Source organism: Vibrio ruber DSM 16370 (genome assembly GCF_900163965.1).
GTDB lineage: Bacteria > Pseudomonadota > Gammaproteobacteria > Enterobacterales > Vibrionaceae > Vibrio > Vibrio ruber.
In genome coordinates, this window is record NZ_FULE01000027.1 from 12,078 (window position 1) to 33,134 (window position 21,057).

Here is a 21,057-nt window from a genome sequence, read left to right on the forward strand (position 1 = left end):
GCGTTGACTGATCAATCAAATACAGTGAATTCATCCAACTTCGAAACAATAACAGATGGTGCATCGGATTTCACACAGATGCAAGAAAGAACCGATGCAAGTTCACGTTTTTCAGGTTACTGATGTTTGTCTTCATCTTTGGGTAACCGGGTATAAATGTATACACCAGTCAGTAAGGTGTATACCAGCGTCGCAATCAGCAGACCAAAAACTTTGAAATCGACCCAGACATCTAAAGGCAGTCTGAAAGCGATATAGACATTAATACCTGCACAGGCAACGAAAAAAAACACCCAAGCCCAGTTAATTTTTGACCAGACATCATCAGGCAGGTGTAGCTCTTTGCCCAACATGCCTTTAATGGCTGATTTGCCCATCAGGTGGCTGGCAGTCAGGCCGATGGCAAAGACAAGATAGACAATGGTGACTTTCCACTTAATGAAGTTGTCATCATGGAGGAAGATCGTCATTCCACCGAACACTGCGACCAAAATAAAAGTAATGACCTGCATTTTTTCGACTTTTTTATACCAAAAGTAGGTAATGACAATTTGCAGAGCACTGGCAACGATCAGGGCTCCTGTTGCCACATAGATGTCGTACAGTTTGAACAGCACGAAAAACACAATAAGTGGAATAAAGTCGATCAGTTGTTTCATGGGTATTCAGTCCTTCACTAGAGAGCGGTACAGTCTAACTAAAATTGACAGGTATCTGAATAGTCAGATCACGTTTTGTCACGATTTCTGGCTGGTTTGAGCCTGATCTGGATATTTGTGGCTGAGTCGGCCTCTATCGATTGTTGCCAGCGGAGTCATTGAATCGAAGAGAAGTATAAAAAATAAGCGCTATAGACTTTCCCGTTACTAAAAATATAACCATAAGTGATCTGGTTTATATTTTTCATTACATATCATATTGATATTTAAGAGCTAGATCAGATTATCGTGTACAGGTTCGTTTCATCAGTGATATATCTATTTATAATGTTTTCGCTTTATAAGTCATTCAATTGAATTGAGAAAAAGTGATACTTAATCAGCAGATAAGGGCGGTGGGATATCGCTGGTTCATCATGACAACAACGAGTGATGTATATATTTTTAACAACAAGGAAATTCATCATGTATAAAAGGCTAGTTGCAGTCGCTTGTGCTTCTATTTTATTTGCTGGTTGTGCATCGGTTCCATTGGAAGATGATGCGACAACTAATCAAGCAAAAGCGTTTAACCCACCTTCTAAAGGTCATGCCGGATTATATATTTATCGTTCAGGCGCTTTAGGCGGAGCGTTGAAAAAAGACGTATGGGTTGACGGTGAGTGTGTCGGGGAAACTGCACCTGATGTTTTCTTTTATAAAGAAGTGGCCGGTAATCAAGCCCATCAGGTTTCAACTGAATCAGAGTTTTCTCCGAATGTATTATCGGTGGCAACAAAGAGTGGTGAAAACTACTTTATTAAACAATATATTAAACTGGGTGTATTTGTCGGCGGTGCCGGTCTGGAAGAAATGAATGCCGAAGAAGCCAAGAAAACCATTCAAAAGCTAAAAATGGCAAAGCAGGGTCACTGTAGTCAATAGTGATCGGATTGAGTCTTTTTTGAACTGATGAAGCAGGTTCCGTGATGAGCGTTGAACCTGTTTTTTTATGGGAGCAGTACAAAGTATTGAGCGCCCAGCTTATATAACAAGAAGCGATATAACAAAAAACCACTCACGAATGAGTGGTTTTTGAAGATCAATCTACAATGAATAAGGCGTTATGCTTCTTGTTCTACGGTCTTTTCTTCTGTTGCCGGCTCTTCGATAAGAGAATCGACAATCACTGCACAGGCGGCGTCACCGGTAATATTCAGTGCGGTACGAATCATGTCGAAGATACGATCCAGTGCAAATAATAGCGGCAGGCCTTCAATTGGAATCCCGGCTGCAAGCAGGACGGCAACGACAAGGAAAGAAGGTCCCGGAACACCAGCCTGACCGACAGCACCGAGTGTTGCTGTGACGATAATGGCGATGTAAGACCCCATGCTCAGATCGATGTTAAACAGTTGAGCAAAGAAAATGGCAACCAGTCCGTAGTAAATTGCGTTACCGGACATATTGATCGTCGCACCCAGCGGGAGAACGAATGATGCGGTTGAGTTTCTGACACCAAGGTCGTTTTCAACGGTATCCATCGTGACTGGCAGGGTAGCCATTGATGATGCTGTCGAAAGGGCAACGGCTTGTGGTTTTTTCATTGCGCCAATGAACTTACGTGCAGACGTTTTGGTAAACACCTGAATCATCAGTGGATAGACAATGAAACCAAAAATCAGAATAGCGGCAACATAGACAACAAAGAGTTTAAGCACAACCGTCAGGGCACTGAAACCAAATGTACCGACCGCTTCTGCCATCAGGCCGAAAACACCGATTGGTGCAATAACCATGACTTTGTTGATCATCCAAACCATCGCATCAACAATCGTGTTGACACCATTGATGATGGGTTGACGTCTTTCTTCACTCTGTTTGGCCAGCGCGACACCGAAGAAGAGGCAGAATACCAATATTTGTAGAATATTCGCGTTATTCAGTGATTTGAAAACGTTGGTTGGGATCATACCGATAATAGTCGCCCAAAAAGTAGGAAGCTCACCTTTTGATGCATATTCAGAAGAGAACATCCCCTCAACACCTGAAACATCAATACCGATACCGGGTTGGAAAATGTGTCCCATCAAGAGTGCTAAGGCAACTGCCAGCGCTGAAGTGACGGCAAAGTACCCTAGAGTCACGGCACCGACTTTACCTGCGGAATGGCTGTTCCCCAAACCGGCAGAGCCTGAAATCAGTGCAACGGCAACCAATGGAATGACCAGCATCTTAATCAGATTGATAAAGATAGCCCCGAGTGGTGAGAACATTGCAGCATCGTGCCCCATAGTGGCACCTACAATCGAACCCAGAATCATCGCAATGACAACCTGAACACCAATATTTGATAATAAACTCTTCTCTTTTAACACTTCCGTAACCCTTGTGTTATTAATTTGCAATTTCCTAGGATTACCCACTAACATTAATAACATTTGTGGGTAAATATTCCGGTTAGGTTTTTACACTGATATCTTTTCCTGATCAAGGTATCTGTTATCAAAAATCTCAATAGACAGAAAATTTACGCAAACGTTTGGCAAAAGATATCGAGAGTAGGAAATTATGCTGAATTATGTCTTAAATGTAAAATAATTGTTTATGTGAATGAGTTTGAATAACCCTATGTGGTATGATTGGCGGTTTCTGTTGTAGAAACCGCCGATTCAATGGATTATAACTGCGTAGCAGCTTTCATCTCAGAGACAAACTGATGGAGCTGTGTCAGAAGTGTTGAGGTATCGTGTTGATTGGATTCAATAATTTTGACTACTGCTGAGCCTGAGATTGCGCCTGCCGCACCCGCAGCCAAAGCCTGTTTCACCTGCTCCGGTTCTGAAATACCGAAGCCGAGTAATGCAGGCGGAGCCTGATATTCTTTCAGGGTTTTCAGGAGATTATCTACAGGCATTCCGGCTTTGGTTTCTACACCGGTGACTCCCGCACGAGAAAGGAGATAAGTATAGCCTTTGCTGTATGATGCGACAGTTTGTAAGGTTTGCTGGTCTGCCGTTGGCGGAGCAATGAAAATCGGTTCAATCCCATACTTTTCGGCTGAACGAATAAAATCTTCGCTTTCGTTGGTCGGCACATCAGCGATCAGAACGGAATCGACTCCGGCCCGTTGGCAGCGATGATAAAAATCGTCAATGCCACGGGTGTAGACCAGATTGGCATACACAAGCAGACCAATCGGTAAATCCGGATGGTTTTGCCGCACTTGCGTAATGAGTTCAAAGCAGATATCAGGCGTGGTATTTGCTTCGAGAGCCCGCATATTCGCTCCCTGAATCGTTGGTCCGTCTGCAAGTGGATCAGAGAACGGGATACCCAATTCCAGTGCGTCCGCACCTGCTTCAATCAACGTATTGATAATTTCTAAAGAGAGTGACGGAGTCGGGTCACCAATGGTTACAAAAGGAACAAATGCACCTTGATTCTTTTCCGCCAGTTGTTGGAAAAGTGTTTGGTAACGATTCATGACAGCACTCCTTTTTCTTCTAATATTTTGTGGACGGTGAAAATATCTTTATCACCCCGTCCGGATAGGTTCACCACCAGAACTTGCTCTTTTTCGGGTTCGCTGCGTGCCATCTTCAGCGCATGTGCTAAAGCATGAGATGACTCAAGGGCAGGGATAATCCCTTCATGGCGAGCCAGTTCCTGAAATGCATCCAGTGCTTCGTCATCAGTAATGTTTTCATATTCGGCTCTGCCGATAGCATTTAAATGGGCATGTTGCGGACCGACGGACGGGAAATCGAGGCCGGCAGAAACAGAGTAAGATTCTTCAATCTGGCCGTGCGCATCCTGCATCAGTGGTGATTTCATGCCGAGATAAATACCGGTTTTACCATATTTCAACGGGGCGCCGTGTTGATGGGTTTCAATCCCTTTTCCGCCGGGTTCGACACCGATGAGGCGAACATTTTCTTCTTCGATAAAGTCAGCAAAGATACCAATTGCATTCGAGCCACCGCCGACACAGGCGATGATGGCATCCGGTAGTTTGCCTTCCCGAGCCAAAATTTGATGCTTTGTTTCTTCTCCGATGATGCGTTGGAATTCCCTGACAATCGTCGGGAATGGGTGGGGGCCTGCAGCCGTCCCTAATAAATAGTGGGATGTTTCGTAGCTTGCAGACCAGTCTCGCATTGCCTCGTTACAAGCATCTTTGAGTGTTGATGATCCCGAGTGGACAGGAATAACGGTTGCCCCCATCAAACGCATCCGAAACACATTCGGGCTTTGACGTTCAACATCTTTGGCCCCCATGTAGACGCGGCACTTTAACCCCAACAGGGCACAGGCAATCGCTGTGGCCACACCGTGCTGACCGGCACCGGTTTCTGCGATGATTTCATGCTTACCCATGCGTTTTGCCAACAGGGCTTGTCCGAGTACCTGATTGGTTTTATGGGCTCCTCCGTGTAGTAAATCCTCTCGTTTGAGGTACAGTTTGGTTTTGGTATTTTTGGTTAGATTTTTAGTAAGAGTGAGTGCTGTCGGACGGCCCGCATATTCTTGCAGCAGCGACATGAATTCGGCTTGGAATTCAGGATCTTCCTGAGCGTCGATAAAAGCCTGTTCTAACTGATCGAGTGCCGGAACCAGTATTTGTGGGACAAACTGGCCACCGAACTCGCCGAAGTAGGCGTTAAGTTTAGACATGATTGATTCCTTTTGCTGTTCTGTCAGGTATCGGTATTCCGACCTTTAGTAATCTCTGATTTTTTGAAATGCTTGCTGTAACTTGTCTGCGTCCTTGATGCCGGGTGCCGATTCGACTCCTGAATTGAAATCCAGTCCGTTACATCCGAGCGCGGCCGCTTGTTTGGCATTCTCCGGCGATAAACCGCCGGCAAGTATGACGCCTTCTACTTGGGTCAGTTGTTGCCAGTCAAATGTTTGTCCGGTACCGCCGCTCTGTTGACCAACTTTGGTATCGTATAAATGACGATCGATATGCTGTGATAATCGTGCCGGAAGCTGGTCTGAAACCGGGTAAGCTTTCCAGATCGCGATATCAGGAGCCAGCACCTCTCTGAGCTGGTTCACATAGGCTTGATCTTCGTCACCGTGGAGCTGAACCGCGCTTAATTGCAGTTGATGCGCAATTTCTGTCACCTGTTCAACCGTGTGATTTTGAAATACACCGACATATTTGAGTGGTGCACCGGACATGGTCACACGAGCGGACTCCGGTGAGGTATAGCGCGGGGAGGCTTCGACAAAAATGAGTCCGCCATAGACGGCACCGGCACGGAAAGCCTGAGCAGCATCATCCGGACGGGTCAGTCCGCAAACTTTGTTGTCACCGAGCACCACACGGCGAACCGCCATTTCCAGATTTTGCTCGGACATTAAAGAACTGCCGATCAGGAAACCTTGCGCATAGGCAGAGAGCTCCCGGACTTGCTGATGGGTATATATGCCAGACTCCGAAATAATCGTGGTGCCTTTTGGTAGTTTCGGTGCCAGTGCTTTGGTTCGACTCAGGTCGGTTGTTAAGTCTCTCAGATTACGGTTATTAATCCCGATCACTTTTGCGTTGAGGGCGACGGCTCGCTCCAGTTCAGCCTCATTGCTGACTTCAGTTAAAATCCCCATGTTAAGTTGATGAGCAACCTGAGCCAGTGTCTGATAAGTTTCATCGTCTAAAACGGAGAGCATGAGCAGGATGGCATCCGCCCCATAGTGGCGAGCCAGATAAACCTGATAAGTATCGACCATGAAATCTTTACACAGAACCGGCTGAGTCACCTGATTGCGCACCTGAGGAATAAATTCAAAATTTCCCTGAAAATACTTCTCGTCGGTCAGAATCGAAATTGCATTGGCATACTGCTTGTAGACCGATGCGATATAGTCGAGATCAAATACGTCGCGGATCAGCCCTTTGGAAGGCGATGCTTTTTTGCATTCGAGAATAAACGCTGCTTTTCCTGTGTTTAACGCATCATAAAAACTGCGGTCTGAAGGTTTAAGTAAATGCTTAAAGCTGGCTAATGGCTGACTTTGTTGACGTTGTTCAAGCCAGAGATGTTTATCGCGCACAATCTTGACGAGGACTTCTGCCATTTCCGTATGTTCTGTAGTGATGTGTTCTGATAACTGTGTCGTCATGTTGTATTAGCTCCGCTGTGCAAGTTGACGGACTCGTTGGAATGCCTGTCCTGATTGCATAATATCAATTGCTTGTTGGGTATTGGCTTTTAAATCTTCGCGGCCGAAGAGACGCAGTAATAGTGCAACATTCACTGCGACTGCCGCCATTTGTGCCTCTGTTCCTTTACCCGTCAACAGATTTTCAATCAGTTGACGGTTTTCTTCAGGTGTTCCGCCCTGAATCGCAGATAAAGGATACGTTTTTAATCCGAAGTCTTCTGGTGTTAAGAGATATTCAGTGATTGTTTGATCTCGTATTTCTGCCACCAGTGTCGGGCCGTGAATGGCGACTTCATCCAGCCCGGAACCATGAACCACCGCTGCGCGTTTCATGCCCATTTTCAACATGGTCTGAGCAATCGGCTGAATGAGGTCTGGGTCATAAACGCCCATCAGCTCGATATTCGGCCGTGCCGGATTGATAAGCGGACCGAGAATATTGAAAATCGTTCGGGTTTTGAGGGTTTGACGCACAGGCATTGCGTGCCGGACGCCACCATGGTACTGCGGGGCAAACAGAAAAGCGACCCCCAGTTCGTCGAGTGCTTCCCGGGTTGCCAGAGGTGTCATCGCCAGATCGATACCGAATGCATCCAGCAGGTCAGACGATCCGGATTTGCTTGATACGCCCCGGTTACCATGCTTGGCAACTTTGACACCGCAGGCCGCAGCGACAAATGCAGCGGTCGTCGAAATATTAAAGGTATTTGCACCGTCGCCACCGGTACCGACAATATCGGCAAAATCGTAGTCAGGGCGAGGGAATGGGGTAGCGTTATCCAACAACGCCTGTACGGCACCGGAGATTTCTTCGGGCGTTTCACCTTTGAGTTTCAGTGCCGTTAACATTGCGGCCATCAGAATCGGTGCCATTTCACCCCGAATAATCTGACTAAAAAGGATATGGGCTTCCTCTTGAGATAATGAAACCTGTGAGAACAGTTTATCAATGATTGGTTGCATGTGGTCCTTTTCCTTCGCTTGATACTTTAGTTTGGTCAATCATATTTCGGTTTAGTTCTTTTGAAGTGCCCACTCAATGGTATTGGCCAGTAGTTTTGCGCCATAAGTTGTCATGATTGATTCCGGATGAAATTGAAAGCCGCACACTTTGTGTTGTTCATGAATCACAGACATGGTTAAGCCGTCCACTTCAGCGGTGATGGTTAATGTTTCGGGAATCTCTAAGGCAACCAAAGAGTGGTATCTTGCCACGGTCATCGGTGATGGTAAGCCCTGATAAACGGTATGAGCTTGATGTGCCATCAGTGAGACTTTGCCGTGGACGATTTCTCCCGCACCTGCAACCCGGCCGCCATAGGCTTCAACAATCGCCTGATGACCCAGACAGATACCGATCACCGGCACCTGACCTATTACCTGTTGTAACAGTTCCGGCATACAGCCCGCTTCAGAAGGAGCACCCGGGCCGGGTGAAAGAACAACGACAGGATCTTCAGTCTGATTGATTGTCGCCATGATTTGAGAGGCTTCGATATTATTCCGATAAATAGTGACCTGATGGCCGAGTGAACGGAACTGATCAACCAGGTTGTAGGTAAATGAATCAAAATTGTCGATAAAAATGAGATTAGCCATGACGTTTTTCTCCCTGTGGGCGGTCTGATGCCTGATGAGCCATCTGAATTGCAGCAATGACGGCCTGAGCCTTTCCTCTGGTTTCATCCGCTTCTGCCTGTGGGTCAGAATCGTAAACGACACCGGCACCAGCCTGAACGCTGGCAATACCATTTTCGATATAAGCTGAGCGAATCACGATACAAGTATCGAGATCACCTTCACCTGTCATATAACCGACGGCACCGCCGTAGCTGCCCCGGCGCTCTTGTTCAACTGCACGAATTAATTGCATCGCTCTGATCTTGGGCGCTCCGGTCAACGTTCCCATATTCATACACGCCTGATAGGCGTGCAGGGCATCCAGATCATGTCTCAGTTGACCCACGACCCGGGAAACTAAGTGCATCACATGACTGTAGCGGTCAGTTTTCAGCAGATCAGCAAGATAGCGGGTGCCGGGTTCAGCAATTCTGGCGACGTCATTGCGGGCTAAATCAACCAGCATCATGTGTTCGGCATTCTCTTTTTTGTCATTACGAAGATCTAATTCCAGCCGGCCATCAAGATCGAAATTGATTGAACCGTCAGGGTTTTTACCACGCGGGCGGGTTCCCGCAATTGGATAGATCTCAATTTGATTGTTATCACTGCCATATTTGAGGGCGCTTTCCGGAGAGGCGCCGAACAAGGTAAACTTTTCATCCTGAATGTAAAACATATAAGGACTTGGGTTGGTTTCTTTGAGTTTTTTATAAGCGGCTAACGGGGACGGGCATGGCAGAATAAAACGCCGGGAAGGGACAACCTGAAAAATATCCCCTTGAACAATATACTGTTTCAGATTATCGACCACATCACAGTATTCAGTGTCACTCATCGAGGGGGAAACCGTCACATCATGGCCGACTGCTACCGGAGGAAGCGGCTGAATGTCCTGACATTGATGAACAATCGATTTCAGTCGTTGTGATAGCCTCTCGGTTGTCTGTTCATCCGGATTAAACAGCGACCCCTGAACATGACAACTGCCGTTTTGATGGTCAATAATCATCAAGGATTCAGCCACATAAAATACATAGTCAGGGCATTGGTTGGTGGCCTCAGCATTACCCAGCGGCTCAAAATTGGCAACGAGGTCGTAAGCAAACAGTCCGCCTAAAAATATGGCATGTTTGTCCAGTCCGGTCAGGTCGAAACTATGCTGAATCAGACGCAGGGCATCAAACGACGAAGACTGTTGCAAGCGGCTGTCTTCATCAAGCCCCGTCTGTGGTGCCTCGAAGTGGAGCGTCAGCGTTTGCCCGGTCAGAGTTCTGGCAACTCCGGGTTTAATATTCTGAATCAGGTGATGAATCAGATGTTCTCCGTTGTCTGTCAGTGCATGAAACGTCACTTCATGTCCAAAACAGATCACTCGCACCGCAGCATCAATCAGAAGCAGACTTTTCAGATTTGCTTTCGAATCAATCTCTGCCGATTCGAGCAGCAGGCAATCGCTTCTGTCGCCACATAAGGTGTGAAATACAGCGGTTGGGTCTGCAGAATAGGGCAAGGTTTCTGACAGAAGGCGCAGTGTGCCGAGCTGCGTAATATCAATGGTGTTATTCATTTACTGATCCTTTATTCTTAATACCTTCGTCGCCAGCGACTTGCGTTGTCAGCGCGCAGACGCGATGCTGATAGAGATTCAATCCGTTCTACAACCGATCTGCCTGCCCGTCAGAAACCTGTCTAATCAAAATCAGGGTGAGAGATTTTGGATTAATGTTGAATTCTTGTAACATGGGGGCTCTGAGTCCAGTTGTGTATTTTTGTACTAGTAAACTAGTGCGAAGGTTTGAAGTCAAGCTTTTATTGGTGAAAAATCAAAAAAATGATGAAAATAGATTTACATAGTCACACCATCGCTTCCGATGGAAAATTATCTCCGGAAGAACTTCTGCTTCGTGCTGTTTCGTTTGATATTGATGTGCTGGCGATTACTGATCATGATTGTGTGGATGGTTTAGATGCGGCGCACCGGTTTATCGATGCACAACAGTTACCGATCCGTTTGATTGATGGCATTGAAATCTCGACGGTTTGGCAAAACAAAGATATTCATATCGTCGGGCTGAATGTCGATGTTACTTCTGCGGCGTTGCATGATCTGATAACACAGCAAAAGCAGCGTCGCGATACGCGTGCGACGATAATTGCGGAACGCCTGGAGAAAGTGACCCGACCGGGCATTCTCGCAGAAGTCAAAGCAATTGCCGGTGATGCGGCGATAACCCGGGCTCACTTTGCACAATGGCTGGTTGAAAATGGCTATGTGAAGACCATGCAGCAGGTATTTAAAAAATATTTAACCCGCAATCAGCCGGGCTATGTCCCGCCGGACTGGTGTTCGATGCAGGATGCGATTGAAGCAATTCACGCGGCCGGCGGACAAGCAGTATTGGCGCATCCGGGACGATATCAACTGACAACCAAATGGCTGAAACGTTTGATTGAAGCATTTGCCGAGGCCGGTGGAGATGCGATGGAAGTGGCTCAACCACAACAAGCCCCTCAGGAAAGGCGCAATCTGACCAATTATGCGTTACAATACAAACTGCTAGCCTCTCAGGGTAGTGATTTCCATTATCCTTCTCCGTGGATGGAGTTAGGTCGGAATCTTTGGTTGCCTTCTGATATTGAACCTGTATGGAAAGATTGGGGCTTGTCCGTAGAGTAAGCATCGAGTTGCTCGATGGTGAGGAGTAATAATGAGTCAGTATTTTTATGTTCATCCAGAAAATCCACAAGCCCGACTAATCAATCAGGCTGTGGCGATTATTCGTAATGGCGGGGTTGTTGTTTATCCGACTGACTCTGGTTATGCATTGGGATGCCAATTAGAGAATAAACGGGCACTGGAACGCATTTGCCAAATCCGTCGTTTGGATGATAAACACAATTTTACGCTGTTGTGCCGGGATCTGTCTGAGCTTTCGCTGTATGCCAGAGTGGATAATACTGCGTTCCGATTGTTGCGAAACAATACCCCGGGGCCTTATACCTTTATCTTTAAAGGCACCAAAGAAGTCCCGCGGCGGTTAATGAATCCGAAACGGAAAACCATTGGTATCCGGGTGCCGGACAACCGGATTGCGCTGGATTTGCTCGAAGCGCTCGGCGAGCCACTGATGTCAACCTCGTTGATTCTGCCGGGCAAAGACACCACGGAATCCGATCCGGATGAAATTCGTGATTCGCTGGAACATGTTGTTGATGTGATTCTCAATGGGGGATACCTCGGAGAGCAGCCGACAACCGTGATTGACTTCAGTGAAGATGAAATGGTGGTTCAACGGCTGGGAGCGGGTGATCCGGCACCGTTTAAATGACGATGTTGCAACGACAGTTTTGCTGAAATCGTATGGCCAAAACGTATTATCAAAATAGATGCTTTTTTCACTTTGATTTGAGATAATGTGCGACCGCGATTTTGTGGTCGCATTTTTTATTCGACGTCTGAGAAGACGACAAGCAAGGTAAGTTAATGAGCGAGAAGTTACAAAAGGTTTTAGCACGCGCAGGTCATGGCTCACGTCGTGAGTTAGAAACGTTGATTCGGGCCGGGCGTGTCAGTGTTAATGGCAAGGTAGCTGTTTTGGGTGAGCGCTTAGAAGATGAAAGTGCCGTGATTCGGATTGACGGACACGTCGTCTCAATGAAAGCCGATGAAGAATTGGTATGTCGGGTGCTCGCTTACTATAAACCTGAAGGGGAATTATGCACACGGCATGATCCCGAAGGGCGCAGAACTGTTTTTGACCGACTGCCGAAAATCCGGGGTTCACGCTGGATTTCAGTTGGTCGTCTGGATGCGAATACGTCCGGACTGTTGTTATTTACAACCGATGGCGAACTTGCCAACCGATTGATGCATCCAAGCCGTCAGGTTGAACGTGAGTATTTAGTGCGTGTATTTGGCGAAATTAACGAGCAGAAAATCAAGAACCTTGTTCGTGGGGTTGAGCTGGAAGACGGGGTTGCACGTTTTGAAGACGTCGTATACGCCGGTGGGGAAGGAATGAATCACACATTTTATGTGGTGATCAACGAAGGACGTAACCGCGAAGTCCGTCGCTTGTGGGAGTCGCAAGACACGACCGTGAGCCGGTTGAAGCGTGTCCGTTACGGCGATATCTTTCTCGATAAAGCGTTACCTCGCGGTGGCTGGGTTGAACTCAGTTTATCGGAAGTGAATTATTTGCGTAAACTGGTTGAACTGCGACCAGAACAACGCACTATGATCGATGTGTCTAAAGACAATACTTCCCGCAAGCGCGAACGGGCAAGAAGTCAGAAAATTCGCCGGGCAGTCAAACGTCACGAAGAGCGAATTTCCGCACCGAAAGGAAGAAACCAGCGAGGCCAGAAAGCAGCGCCTCAGGCGAAAGGGCGTCAACGCTAGACCGCAGTGGTTGAATGAACATCGTGAGATTCAATAAAAAAGGTGCTTTGAAAGCACCTTTTTTTATCCCGTGTTTTGTCCGGTAAGCCGACACCATTACAGTGTCTGGTTGAGCGTATAATACCGCCCTTGCTGTGCCATGAGCGCTTCATGACGGCCATATTCAACAATCTGACCCTGTTCAATCAAGCAGATCGCGTCCATCCGTTCCAGCTCTATTAAGCGGTGCGTAATGAAAATAACGGTTTTGTGTGCATAATGAGTGCGCAACAAATCCATAATTTGTTGTTCGGTCTGCTTATCCAGTCCTTCTGTCGGTTCATCCAACAAGAGAATATCGCCCTGATGGAGCAGAGCCCGGGCAATCCCCAGGCGACGTTTTTCACCACCGGAGAGATGACGACCACCATCGCCTAACCAGATATCCAGTCCCGGTTCGTCAAGGAGTTTATCCAGCCCGACTTGACTGAGAACTTGGGTGTAAGTCATATCATCAGCATCCGGTGCCGCGATTTGTAAGTTCTCACGTAGTGTACCGTTTAAGATATCAACCCGTTGACTGACAATACTCATACAGGCGCGAAGATCGTGTTCATTCCAGTTTTTCAGATCCGTTCCGGCAATTGAAACTTTACCCTGACTCGGATCCCAGTAGCGGGAAATTAACTGGAGCAGGGTCGATTTGCCGGAACCTGTCTGACCGACAATTGCGACTTTATGTCCGGCGGGAATATGGAGATCAATCTCTGTCAGTACACGTTGCTGATGTTCCGGATAATGAAAATGAACTTGCTCAAAGCGGATGTCGAATGCGCCATTATGTTGTGTCGGCTCGGTCTGAAATGTGACTTCAGGCGCTGATGATAACACCTCATTCAAGCGTCTCGCTGACGTGAGCGTCTGACCTAAATGCTGAAATGCACCGGCAATCGGCATTAACAGTTCAAAACTGGCCATGGTGGCAAATACCACCATGGCGATCATCGGATCCGGCTCGGCCTGACCGACACCATTGCCGACAAACCATAGCATGAATACCAGTGTCCAGCCGCTGGCCAGCATGAGCAGTGCCTGAGCAAATCCGCTATAACGGGTGTTGATGTACTGCCGTGAGATCAAATCTTGCTGATCGTGCAGCATCGCTTGGCGATACGTTGGTTCTGCACCAAAAATCGTCAGCTCGCTATAGCCTTGAATCCAGTCGAGCAGGGTCACCCGAAAATTCGCTTTGCTTTGGGTAAGCGCTGCACCGTTACGTTTGCCGAGTTTGTAAAATAGCACCGGCCAAGACAGCAGCAAGACCAGTAAAATTGCACCGAGAGTCAGGCCGACCGCCGGGTCAAACCAGTACAGAAATGCAGAAAGCACCAATACGCCCAATACACCGATCATCACGGGGCTGATCAGACGCAGATAGACATGATCCATCGCATCAACATCAGCGACCAGACGATTGAGCAGATCGGCATCGCGGAGATTGGCGATTCGCCCGGGAATAAGTGGCGACAGTTGCTTAAAAAAGAAAATCCGTAGATCTGCCAACACTTTAAAGGTTGCATTGTGACTGACCACTCGTTCGCCCCATCGCCCCGCGGTGCGTCCGATTGCGAAACCGCGGACAAAAGCACTGGGTAACATGTAGTTGAACGATTGTCGGGCGACACCTAAACCGGCCACTGCTGCTGCTGACAAAAACCAGCCGGATAGTGTCAGTAAGCCAATAGATGCGCATAGGGTCAAGAAAGCCAGTATCATCCCGAGTGTCAGGCCAAACCAATGTTTTCTATACAGTTTGAGAAATGGGATCAAATCACGCATCAAGATTCCCCTTCTGATGTTCAGGTTGCGGTGTATGATTGGCGGCTAACATCGATTTAAATAACCCCTCTTCATGACTGAGTGTCTGATAATGGCCTGACTGGACGATTCTCCCGTCTTGCATCACAAGAATGTTATCTACGCTCTGGAGTTGGGCAAGTTGATGCGTGACCAGTAAAGTCGTGTGCTGATGAATCTGTTTGGCCAGCCCCTGCATGACTAACTGTTCACTTCTGGCATCAAGGCTGGCAGTCGGTTCATCCAGCAACCAGAACGAACCGTTTTGCAGCATGGCCCGGGCGAGGGCAAGTCGCTGAGCCTGACCGACAGACAGCCCGCCGGAACGGTCACTGATCAGGTAATCCAGCCCGTGGTTTTCGACAAAGTCAGCCGCAAAAGAATCTTTGAGGGCATTTTCAAGTTGTTCATCAGTAATCTGGCGTTTACTTAAGGTGACGTTGTCACGAATTGTCCCGTGAACCAGTAACGGATTTTGCCCGACCCAGCTAATCAGTTGCCGCCAGTCTTCATGGGAGAGATCGTGCAAGTCAACGCCATTGATCAGCAATTTTCCCCGATAAGGCATAAAGCCTAAAATCGCCTGTACCAGCGAGGTTTTTCCCGCACCGCTCGGACCGACTAAAGCGGTCGTTTCGTGAGAATTGAGGCGGAATGAAACCGGGCCGACCAATCTTTTTCCTTCGGGGCTGATGACTTCCAGGCCATCTGCTTCGATGGTGATCTCTTCAGGTGTCGGAACCGGTTGTGTGCCGGATTTAACCTCATTGACATCGATTTGGAGAAACTCAACGATACTTTCGGCTGCGCCAACGGCTTGCTGTTTTGCATGGTAGAAGGTTCCCAAATCCCGCAATGGCTGATAAAACTCAGGTGCGAGGATCAGCACAAATAGTCCGGTGAATAAGGTAATTTCTGCCCCGTAATAACCGAAATTCAGTTCCCCGATAAAACTGAAACCGAAATAGACCGCAGTCAGGGCAATAGAAACAGAAGTGAAAAATTCCAATACCGCAGAGGAAAGGAAAGCAATTCTCAGAACATCCATGGTTCTCATCCGAAACACTTCGGATGCTGCACGTAGATGTTCGGCTTCGGCTTGGGTCCGGTCAAACATACGAATCGTGGTCATCGCCTGAAGGCGATCATAAAAATGGCCGGAGAGGCGTTGCAGTGCTTTGAAGTTTTTTTGTGCCGCTTCCGCAGCTTTAATTCCGACCAGCGCCATAAACAGAGGGACTAATGGTGCAGTCAGCAGAAAAATCAATCCGGCAGCCCAATTGACAGGGAACACCGCGACGAGGATGACAAACGGAATCATCACGGACAGTGACATCTGGGGGAGGTACCGGGCAAAAAAGTCGTGCATGTTTTCGACTTGTTCAAGGACGAGTGTCGCCCAGCTACCTGCCGGTTTTCCTTTGATATAGGCCGGCCCCATCTCTCTGAGTTTATCCAGAATCAGTTGCCTGATATAGATTCTGATCTGCTCTCCGCATTTGAATCCGGCGATCTCTCGTCCCCAACTCAGTCCTGCTCTCACAGCAATGAGCGCTGCAAGTCCCAGAAAATGAGGGATTAAATCCGTTTTCGGCGTCTGTTCAATAATCAGTTGGTGTAAGATCGAGGCCAGCAAAGCCGCTTGGAACAGTAAGAAAATACTGGAGAGGACACCGAGCCCGACAGCAAGCATCAGCCAGCGCTTTGCCAGTTTGCTTTGTTGGCGGAGCCAGTGGTTTAAGCTACGTTGTTTATTCTTATCCATTGTAAAGGCTTTTATAGGAATGAGTTGATTAAGGTGCGTTTACCAGTCGGTATCACGGTACACCCGCAAGCAACTAGTATACAAAATAAAACCCAGTGGGGACACCACCGGGTTGAGGGGATTTCACTTCAAAAATGGTGAAAAATAATGCACTTATTCTGACAGGCTATCAAGATAACGTTCTGCATCTAGTGCAGCCATGCAACCTGTTCCAGCCGAGGTAATTGCCTGACGATAATTATGATCCATCACATCACCGGCAGCGAAAATACCCGCAATACTGGTTTGCGTCGCATTTCCTTCCAGACCGGACTGAACGATAATATAACCGTTCTTCATTTCTAACTGGCCTTGAAACATTTCAGTATTCGGTTGATGACCAATAGCAATGAATACGCCCATCACATCAAGCGACTCAATCGTATCTGATTTGGTGTCTTTCAGACGTACGCCGGTGACACCCATTTCATCACCCGTGACTTCTTCCAGCGTGCGGTCAGTATGTAAAATAATCTGACCGTTCGCGACTCTATCCATCAAACGATCAATCAGAATTTTCTCCGCACGGAAACTATCCCGGCGGTGGATGAGGTGTACTTCAGACGCGATGTTGGCTAAGTATAGTGCTTCTTCAACTGCGGTATTACCACCCCCGACAACTGCGACTTTCTGATTACGATAAAAGAAACCATCACACGTTGCGCAAGCAGACACCCCGCGACCCTGAAATGCTTCTTCTGAAGGAAGTCCCAAATATTTGGCTGATGCGCCAGTTGAGATGATCAGGGCATCACAGGTGTAGGTTTGACTGTCACCTTTGAGCGTAAAAGGTCGCTGGCTGAAATCTACTTCATTAATGTGATCAAAAATAATCTCGGTCTGGAAACGTTCTGCATGAGCTTTCATGCGCTCCATTAACCCCGGTCCGGTGAGCCCTTCTGCGTCTCCGGGCCAGTTTTCGACTTCCGTCGTTGTGGTCAGCTGACCACCCTGTTGCATACCGGTAATCAGCACAGGATTCAGATTGGCGCGAGCTGCATAAACCGCGGCTGTATAACCGGCAGGTCCGGAACCAAGAATCATCAATTTAGAATGCTTTATGTTGCTCATCTTATCCTCGAGGGAATCGTTTTATTCTATCTGACTCATGATTGTAGGAGATTCCTTCATTCAATAAAAGTATGAAAAAAAGCATATTATGAAAGAAAAGGTTATAGATGGCAGTGGGGAGATAAAGCAATGGGTTACGCGAACTTTTTAGTCGTGATTTCGGTTGGCGTTATCCGCGTTCATTAGGTGTGAGGATCTAGGGGCTGTTGATCTTTCGTGATGTTTTTTGCAGCAATTTGTCGTGCATTTAGTCAAGGCAGGTCATGTGAAGTGTAGCGATCTACATGAACCATGACCTAACGCTGGATAAATGAGCGACAAATGCTGCCCAGAGGGTTCATCTGAACGTGTCTTGCTCTTTGTTGCGGGTCATTTGCTTAGGATAGCTAAGCGGCATGCCCCGCGCCGCGATCAATACCCGTTCAGATTGAACAAAATTCAACCACGAAAGGTCAACAACCCCTAGGTAAAAGTTCCGAATATTGCTGTGCTTTTGTTGCTTTGTTGAAGGGATAGTACAGTTTTTAATGATGTTTTAGTTCAATATCCTGAATTTGTTATTTTTAATTGTATTTTGATTTACTTTTTATGGAAAATACAAATGAATCGACTATTCTTTTGTTATAAAAATGTAAAATCATGCTAATTCTTGGTAGAGGAATTGAATATGATTCATCAACATGAGAATACACTGCATATTACTCATCTGAGTGATACGGCGATCCATCAACTGGCACCTTCGTTCCGACAACTCCCTCATACAACCCATGCCGACGGGCAATACCGGCTCAGACGTTATTCGGTGGTTCAGTTCGTCGGTGGCAAGGTGGTTGAAGTGGATAAACACGATTTCACGCAATCCAGTCAATATAACCCGTTTCAGGGGGATATTAAGCGTCAGTTTGAACCCGTGTTGCAAGAAACACTGAAGAGTGAGGGTTTACGGGAGATGTGCGAGTTATTTGTCGAAGCCAATGGTTTACCGGACGGACAAATTATCGATATTCATCAAATGCGCATAGCATCGGTGTTCGATGAAACAATGGTGTCCCCGGAAGGGGTTCATCAGGACGGTTACGACTATATCGCGATGATCGGGATTGATCGTCATAATATTGTCGGCGGAGAACTGATGCTTTATCAGGATAATCATGCCGCTCCGTTTTTCCGTAAGGTGTTGGAGGATGGTGAAGTGGCGATGGTGGCCGATAGTGCGCTCTGGCATAACGCGACCCCGATCCGTGCGATAGAACATGGTGAAGAAGGGCATATGGATGTGTTTGTCCTTACGGCGAAGGATGGTAACCATGAATTTCACGCCTGAGGCTGCCCGCCAGCAATTTCCGGTATTCCGGCAGGATGAATCAGCATTACCGCTGTTCTTTGACGGGCCGGGCGGAAGCCAAGTCCCGGCGATTGTCGGAGAGCAAATCACACAGTATCTTTCCGGCGGGACTGCAAATGTGGGCGGGTATTACCCGACGAGTTTTCACACCAGTCGGCTGGTGACGCAGGCGAGAGAAGCGGGTCAGGCATTGCTGAATGCCCCGGCACCGGAGAATATTGTGTTCGGGGCAAATATGACCACGCTGACGTTCCATCTGAGCCGGATTATCAGTCGCGAATGGCAAAGTGGGGATGAAGTGATTGTCACTGAGCTGGATCATTATGCCAATGTGTCGAGCTGGCAGCAGGCAGCCACTGACCGAGGAGCCGTGATCCGTCAGGCCCGGGTGGATGAGAATCAATGTTCACTGGATGTTGAGCATCTCCTCTCTCTCATCGGTGAACGAACGCGGCTGGTGGCCGTGACCTATGCGTCGAATACCACGGGAGCGATTGTTGATATCCGGCGCATCATCGAAGCTGCGCATCGGGTCGGGGCATTGGTCTATGTTGATGCGGTTCATTTTGCCCCGCATCAGTTAATTGATGTTCAGGCATTGGATTGTGATTTCCTTGTCTGTTCCGCGTATAAATTTTATGGTCCCCATATCGGTATTTTGTACATTGCGCCACGCTGGCTGGCGCATTTTATGCCATATAAAGTTGAGCCGGCGCCAAATGCCGGCCCGGGGCGTTATGAAACGGGGACACTGAATTTTGAAGGTTTGGCTGGTGTGATCGGTGCCATTGAATATCTTGCTCAATGGGGCAACGCGGAGGACTCACTTAGAATGAGGCTGGCTGAGAGCTTCACACAGTATCAACAGCATGAGCAACGGTTAGCTGCGTTGTTCTTATCACTGACAGATACGTTGACTTCAGCACAGTTGTACGGCGCTGATGTCGCTGACAGTGCGGTAAGAACCCCGACGTTTGCGCTGCGTTTTGCACATCATACCCCGGCGGTAATTGCCAAAGCTTTGGGAGAGCAGAATATTTGTGTCTGGCATGGCCACTTTTATGCTTTGGGGTTGGTGCGACGCTTAGGACTTGAAAGTCATGGTGTGCTGCGTATCGGAATGATGCACTACAACACTGAAGCGGAAATTCATCATTTATTTGAACATTTGCGTCGTCTGGAAGAAGCTTAATTGCAGTGATCGGGATAAGGGATAAGTGGGCGAATATGATGTGTGGAACATGATTGTTCTCACACATCATATACCACACATCATCGTGGTAATATTAATGCTACCCGGTGAGTTCTCTAACTATCGAGGTGGTTTCAATTGGACTCAAGCGGTTGAAATTCAACTTCATATGATGTGAATTTACGAATGTTAATCACCCCGGTATCCAGAATCAGATACTGTCCTTTAATCCCCTGTAAGAGGCCGGATACTTGGGGATTTTTATCAAAATTGTGTGACACGATTTTGGTCGGGTGTTGTTGCACCGGGAACTGGATATCAGTGATGTCCGGATTGACCGCTGTGACGGCATCTTCTCCGTATGTTTGACGGATGGTTGCAATCGTCTCCTCAACTAATGGGCGCAGTTTTTCTGCCTGTTCATGAAGCGCAAGCGGATCTTGATCTTCTTTTAATAAGGTGCGCCAGTTGGTTTTATCGGCAATATGCTGCGCCAATTCGACTTCGATTAAGCCGGAAATATAACGATTCTTCACTTTGAAAATCGGTAATCCTTGTGTCGCCCCTTGATCGATCCAGCGGGTCGGAATCTGAGAATGACGGGTAATACCGACTTTGAGACCGGATGTGTTAGATAGATAGACATAATGGTCGGTCATACAGTGTGATTGTGCCCATTCCGGTTCCCGGCAGGTCCCTTGCTCATAGTGACAGGTTTCCGGCTTCATAATACACATATCGCAACTGGCTAACTTCTGCATACAGACATAGCAATGCCCCTGCGCGTAACTTTTTTTCGTGCGTTTGCCGCAATGACAGCAATATATATTGCCGGTATAGGTGAGGGATAGTGAGCGACCGATCAGTGGATTTAAGGCGACTTCCGTTTCTCCGACCGGGAGAAAATACTCGGTGCTTGGGTTGAGGGTCGCACGTAGTTTACTGAGGGTTCCCTTGATGACTGAAGACATG

Annotated in this window: 18 protein-coding genes; 6 read left to right on the plus strand and 12 right to left on the minus strand. The window is 47.5% G+C overall.

Going from position 1 to position 21,057, the window contains the following annotated elements; all coding sequences use genetic code 11:
- Positions 1-116: 116 nt before the first annotated feature.
- On the minus strand, positions 117-659 hold the full coding sequence (locus VR7878_RS09575) for a septation protein A (RefSeq protein WP_077335629.1): 543 nt from the start codon (positions 657-659) through the stop codon (positions 117-119).
- 465 nt (positions 660-1,124) lie between these two features.
- Between VR7878_RS09575 and VR7878_RS09580 the strand changes: the two genes are divergently transcribed.
- Positions 1,125-1,583 carry a DUF2846 domain-containing protein gene (locus VR7878_RS09580; RefSeq protein WP_077335631.1) on the plus strand — a complete coding sequence of 153 codons (459 nt, stop codon included), beginning with the start codon at positions 1,125-1,127 and terminating at the stop codon, positions 1,581-1,583.
- A gap of 179 nt (positions 1,584-1,762) precedes the next feature.
- Here the strand turns inward: VR7878_RS09580 and VR7878_RS09585 are convergent, their stop codons facing one another.
- The 7 genes from VR7878_RS09585 to VR7878_RS09615 form a co-directional block, all read right to left on the minus strand.
- Complete coding sequence (locus VR7878_RS09585; RefSeq protein WP_205409444.1) at positions 1,763-3,079, minus strand: dicarboxylate/amino acid:cation symporter; 1,317 nt, start codon at positions 3,077-3,079, stop codon at positions 1,763-1,765.
- Between the two features lie 239 nt (positions 3,080-3,318).
- A complete protein-coding gene (gene trpA, locus VR7878_RS09590) occupies positions 3,319-4,125 on the minus strand; it encodes a tryptophan synthase subunit alpha (protein ID WP_077335633.1) in 807 nt (268 codons plus the stop codon).
- A complete protein-coding gene (trpB, locus tag VR7878_RS09595) occupies positions 4,122-5,315 on the minus strand; it encodes a tryptophan synthase subunit beta (RefSeq protein WP_077335635.1) in 1,194 nt (397 codons plus the stop codon). The genes trpA and trpB overlap by 4 nt, the downstream gene beginning before the upstream one ends.
- Before the next feature lie 45 nt (positions 5,316-5,360).
- Positions 5,361-6,770, minus strand: a complete 1,410-nt coding sequence (trpCF, locus tag VR7878_RS09600; RefSeq protein WP_077335637.1) for a bifunctional indole-3-glycerol-phosphate synthase TrpC/phosphoribosylanthranilate isomerase TrpF — start codon at positions 6,768-6,770, stop codon at positions 5,361-5,363.
- Between the two features lie 6 nt (positions 6,771-6,776).
- The gene (trpD, locus tag VR7878_RS09605; RefSeq protein WP_077335639.1) at positions 6,777-7,775 is read right to left on the minus strand and encodes an anthranilate phosphoribosyltransferase; all 999 of its coding nucleotides are present in this window, start codon (positions 7,773-7,775) and stop codon (positions 6,777-6,779) included.
- A 51-nt stretch (positions 7,776-7,826) separates the two neighbouring features.
- On the minus strand, positions 7,827-8,411 hold the full coding sequence (locus VR7878_RS09610) for an aminodeoxychorismate/anthranilate synthase component II (RefSeq protein WP_077335641.1): 585 nt from the start codon (positions 8,409-8,411) through the stop codon (positions 7,827-7,829).
- On the minus strand, positions 8,404-10,002 hold the full coding sequence (locus VR7878_RS09615) for an anthranilate synthase component 1 (RefSeq protein WP_077335643.1): 1,599 nt from the start codon (positions 10,000-10,002) through the stop codon (positions 8,404-8,406). The genes VR7878_RS09610 and VR7878_RS09615 overlap by 8 nt, the downstream gene beginning before the upstream one ends.
- A gap of 267 nt (positions 10,003-10,269) precedes the next feature.
- Here VR7878_RS09615 and rnm point away from each other — a divergent pair, with 267 nt between their 5' ends.
- The 3 genes from rnm (at position 10,270) to rluB (ending at position 12,837) form a co-directional block, all read left to right on the plus strand.
- On the plus strand, positions 10,270-11,112 hold the full coding sequence (rnm, locus tag VR7878_RS09620; RefSeq protein WP_077335645.1) for an RNase RNM: 843 nt from the start codon (positions 10,270-10,272) through the stop codon (positions 11,110-11,112).
- Positions 11,113-11,143: 31 nt separating this feature from the next.
- A complete protein-coding gene (locus VR7878_RS09625) occupies positions 11,144-11,764 on the plus strand; it encodes an L-threonylcarbamoyladenylate synthase (protein WP_059120634.1) in 621 nt (206 codons plus the stop codon).
- A gap of 155 nt (positions 11,765-11,919) precedes the next feature.
- Positions 11,920-12,837: a 23S rRNA pseudouridine(2605) synthase RluB gene (rluB, locus tag VR7878_RS09630; RefSeq protein WP_059120635.1), complete on the plus strand. Its 918-nt coding sequence runs from the start codon at positions 11,920-11,922 to the stop codon at positions 12,835-12,837.
- Between the two features lie 96 nt (positions 12,838-12,933).
- Here the strand turns inward: rluB and cydC are convergent, their stop codons facing one another.
- The 3 genes from cydC to trxB form a co-directional block, all read right to left on the minus strand.
- Positions 12,934-14,655, minus strand: coding sequence for a heme ABC transporter ATP-binding protein/permease CydC (cydC, locus tag VR7878_RS09635; protein ID WP_077335647.1), 1,722 nt, complete (start codon positions 14,653-14,655; stop codon positions 12,934-12,936).
- Entirely contained in the window at positions 14,648-16,438 is a 1,791-nt protein-coding gene (gene cydD / locus VR7878_RS09640; protein WP_077335649.1) for a heme ABC transporter permease/ATP-binding protein CydD, read from the minus strand. Before cydD ends, cydC begins: the two co-directional genes overlap by 8 nt.
- A gap of 153 nt (positions 16,439-16,591) precedes the next feature.
- Entirely contained in the window at positions 16,592-17,548 is a 957-nt protein-coding gene (gene trxB, locus VR7878_RS09645) for a thioredoxin-disulfide reductase (RefSeq protein WP_077335651.1), read from the minus strand.
- Between the two features lie 667 nt (positions 17,549-18,215).
- Between trxB and VR7878_RS09650 the strand changes: the two genes are divergently transcribed.
- Together VR7878_RS09650 and VR7878_RS09655 are read left to right on the plus strand one after the other, a co-directional pair.
- Complete coding sequence (locus VR7878_RS09650) at positions 18,216-18,872, plus strand: 2OG-Fe dioxygenase family protein (protein ID WP_077335653.1); 657 nt, start codon at positions 18,216-18,218, stop codon at positions 18,870-18,872.
- On the plus strand, positions 18,856-20,085 hold the full coding sequence (locus VR7878_RS09655) for a cysteine desulfurase-like protein (RefSeq protein WP_077335655.1): 1,230 nt from the start codon (positions 18,856-18,858) through the stop codon (positions 20,083-20,085). Before VR7878_RS09650 ends, VR7878_RS09655 begins: the two co-directional genes overlap by 17 nt.
- A 134-nt stretch (positions 20,086-20,219) precedes the next feature.
- Here VR7878_RS09655 and VR7878_RS09660 read toward each other — a convergent pair whose 3' ends face one another.
- Complete coding sequence (locus tag VR7878_RS09660) at positions 20,220-21,056, minus strand: DUF2797 domain-containing protein (RefSeq protein ID WP_077335657.1); 837 nt, start codon at positions 21,054-21,056, stop codon at positions 20,220-20,222.
- Between the last annotated feature and the right edge of the window lies 1 nt (position 21,057).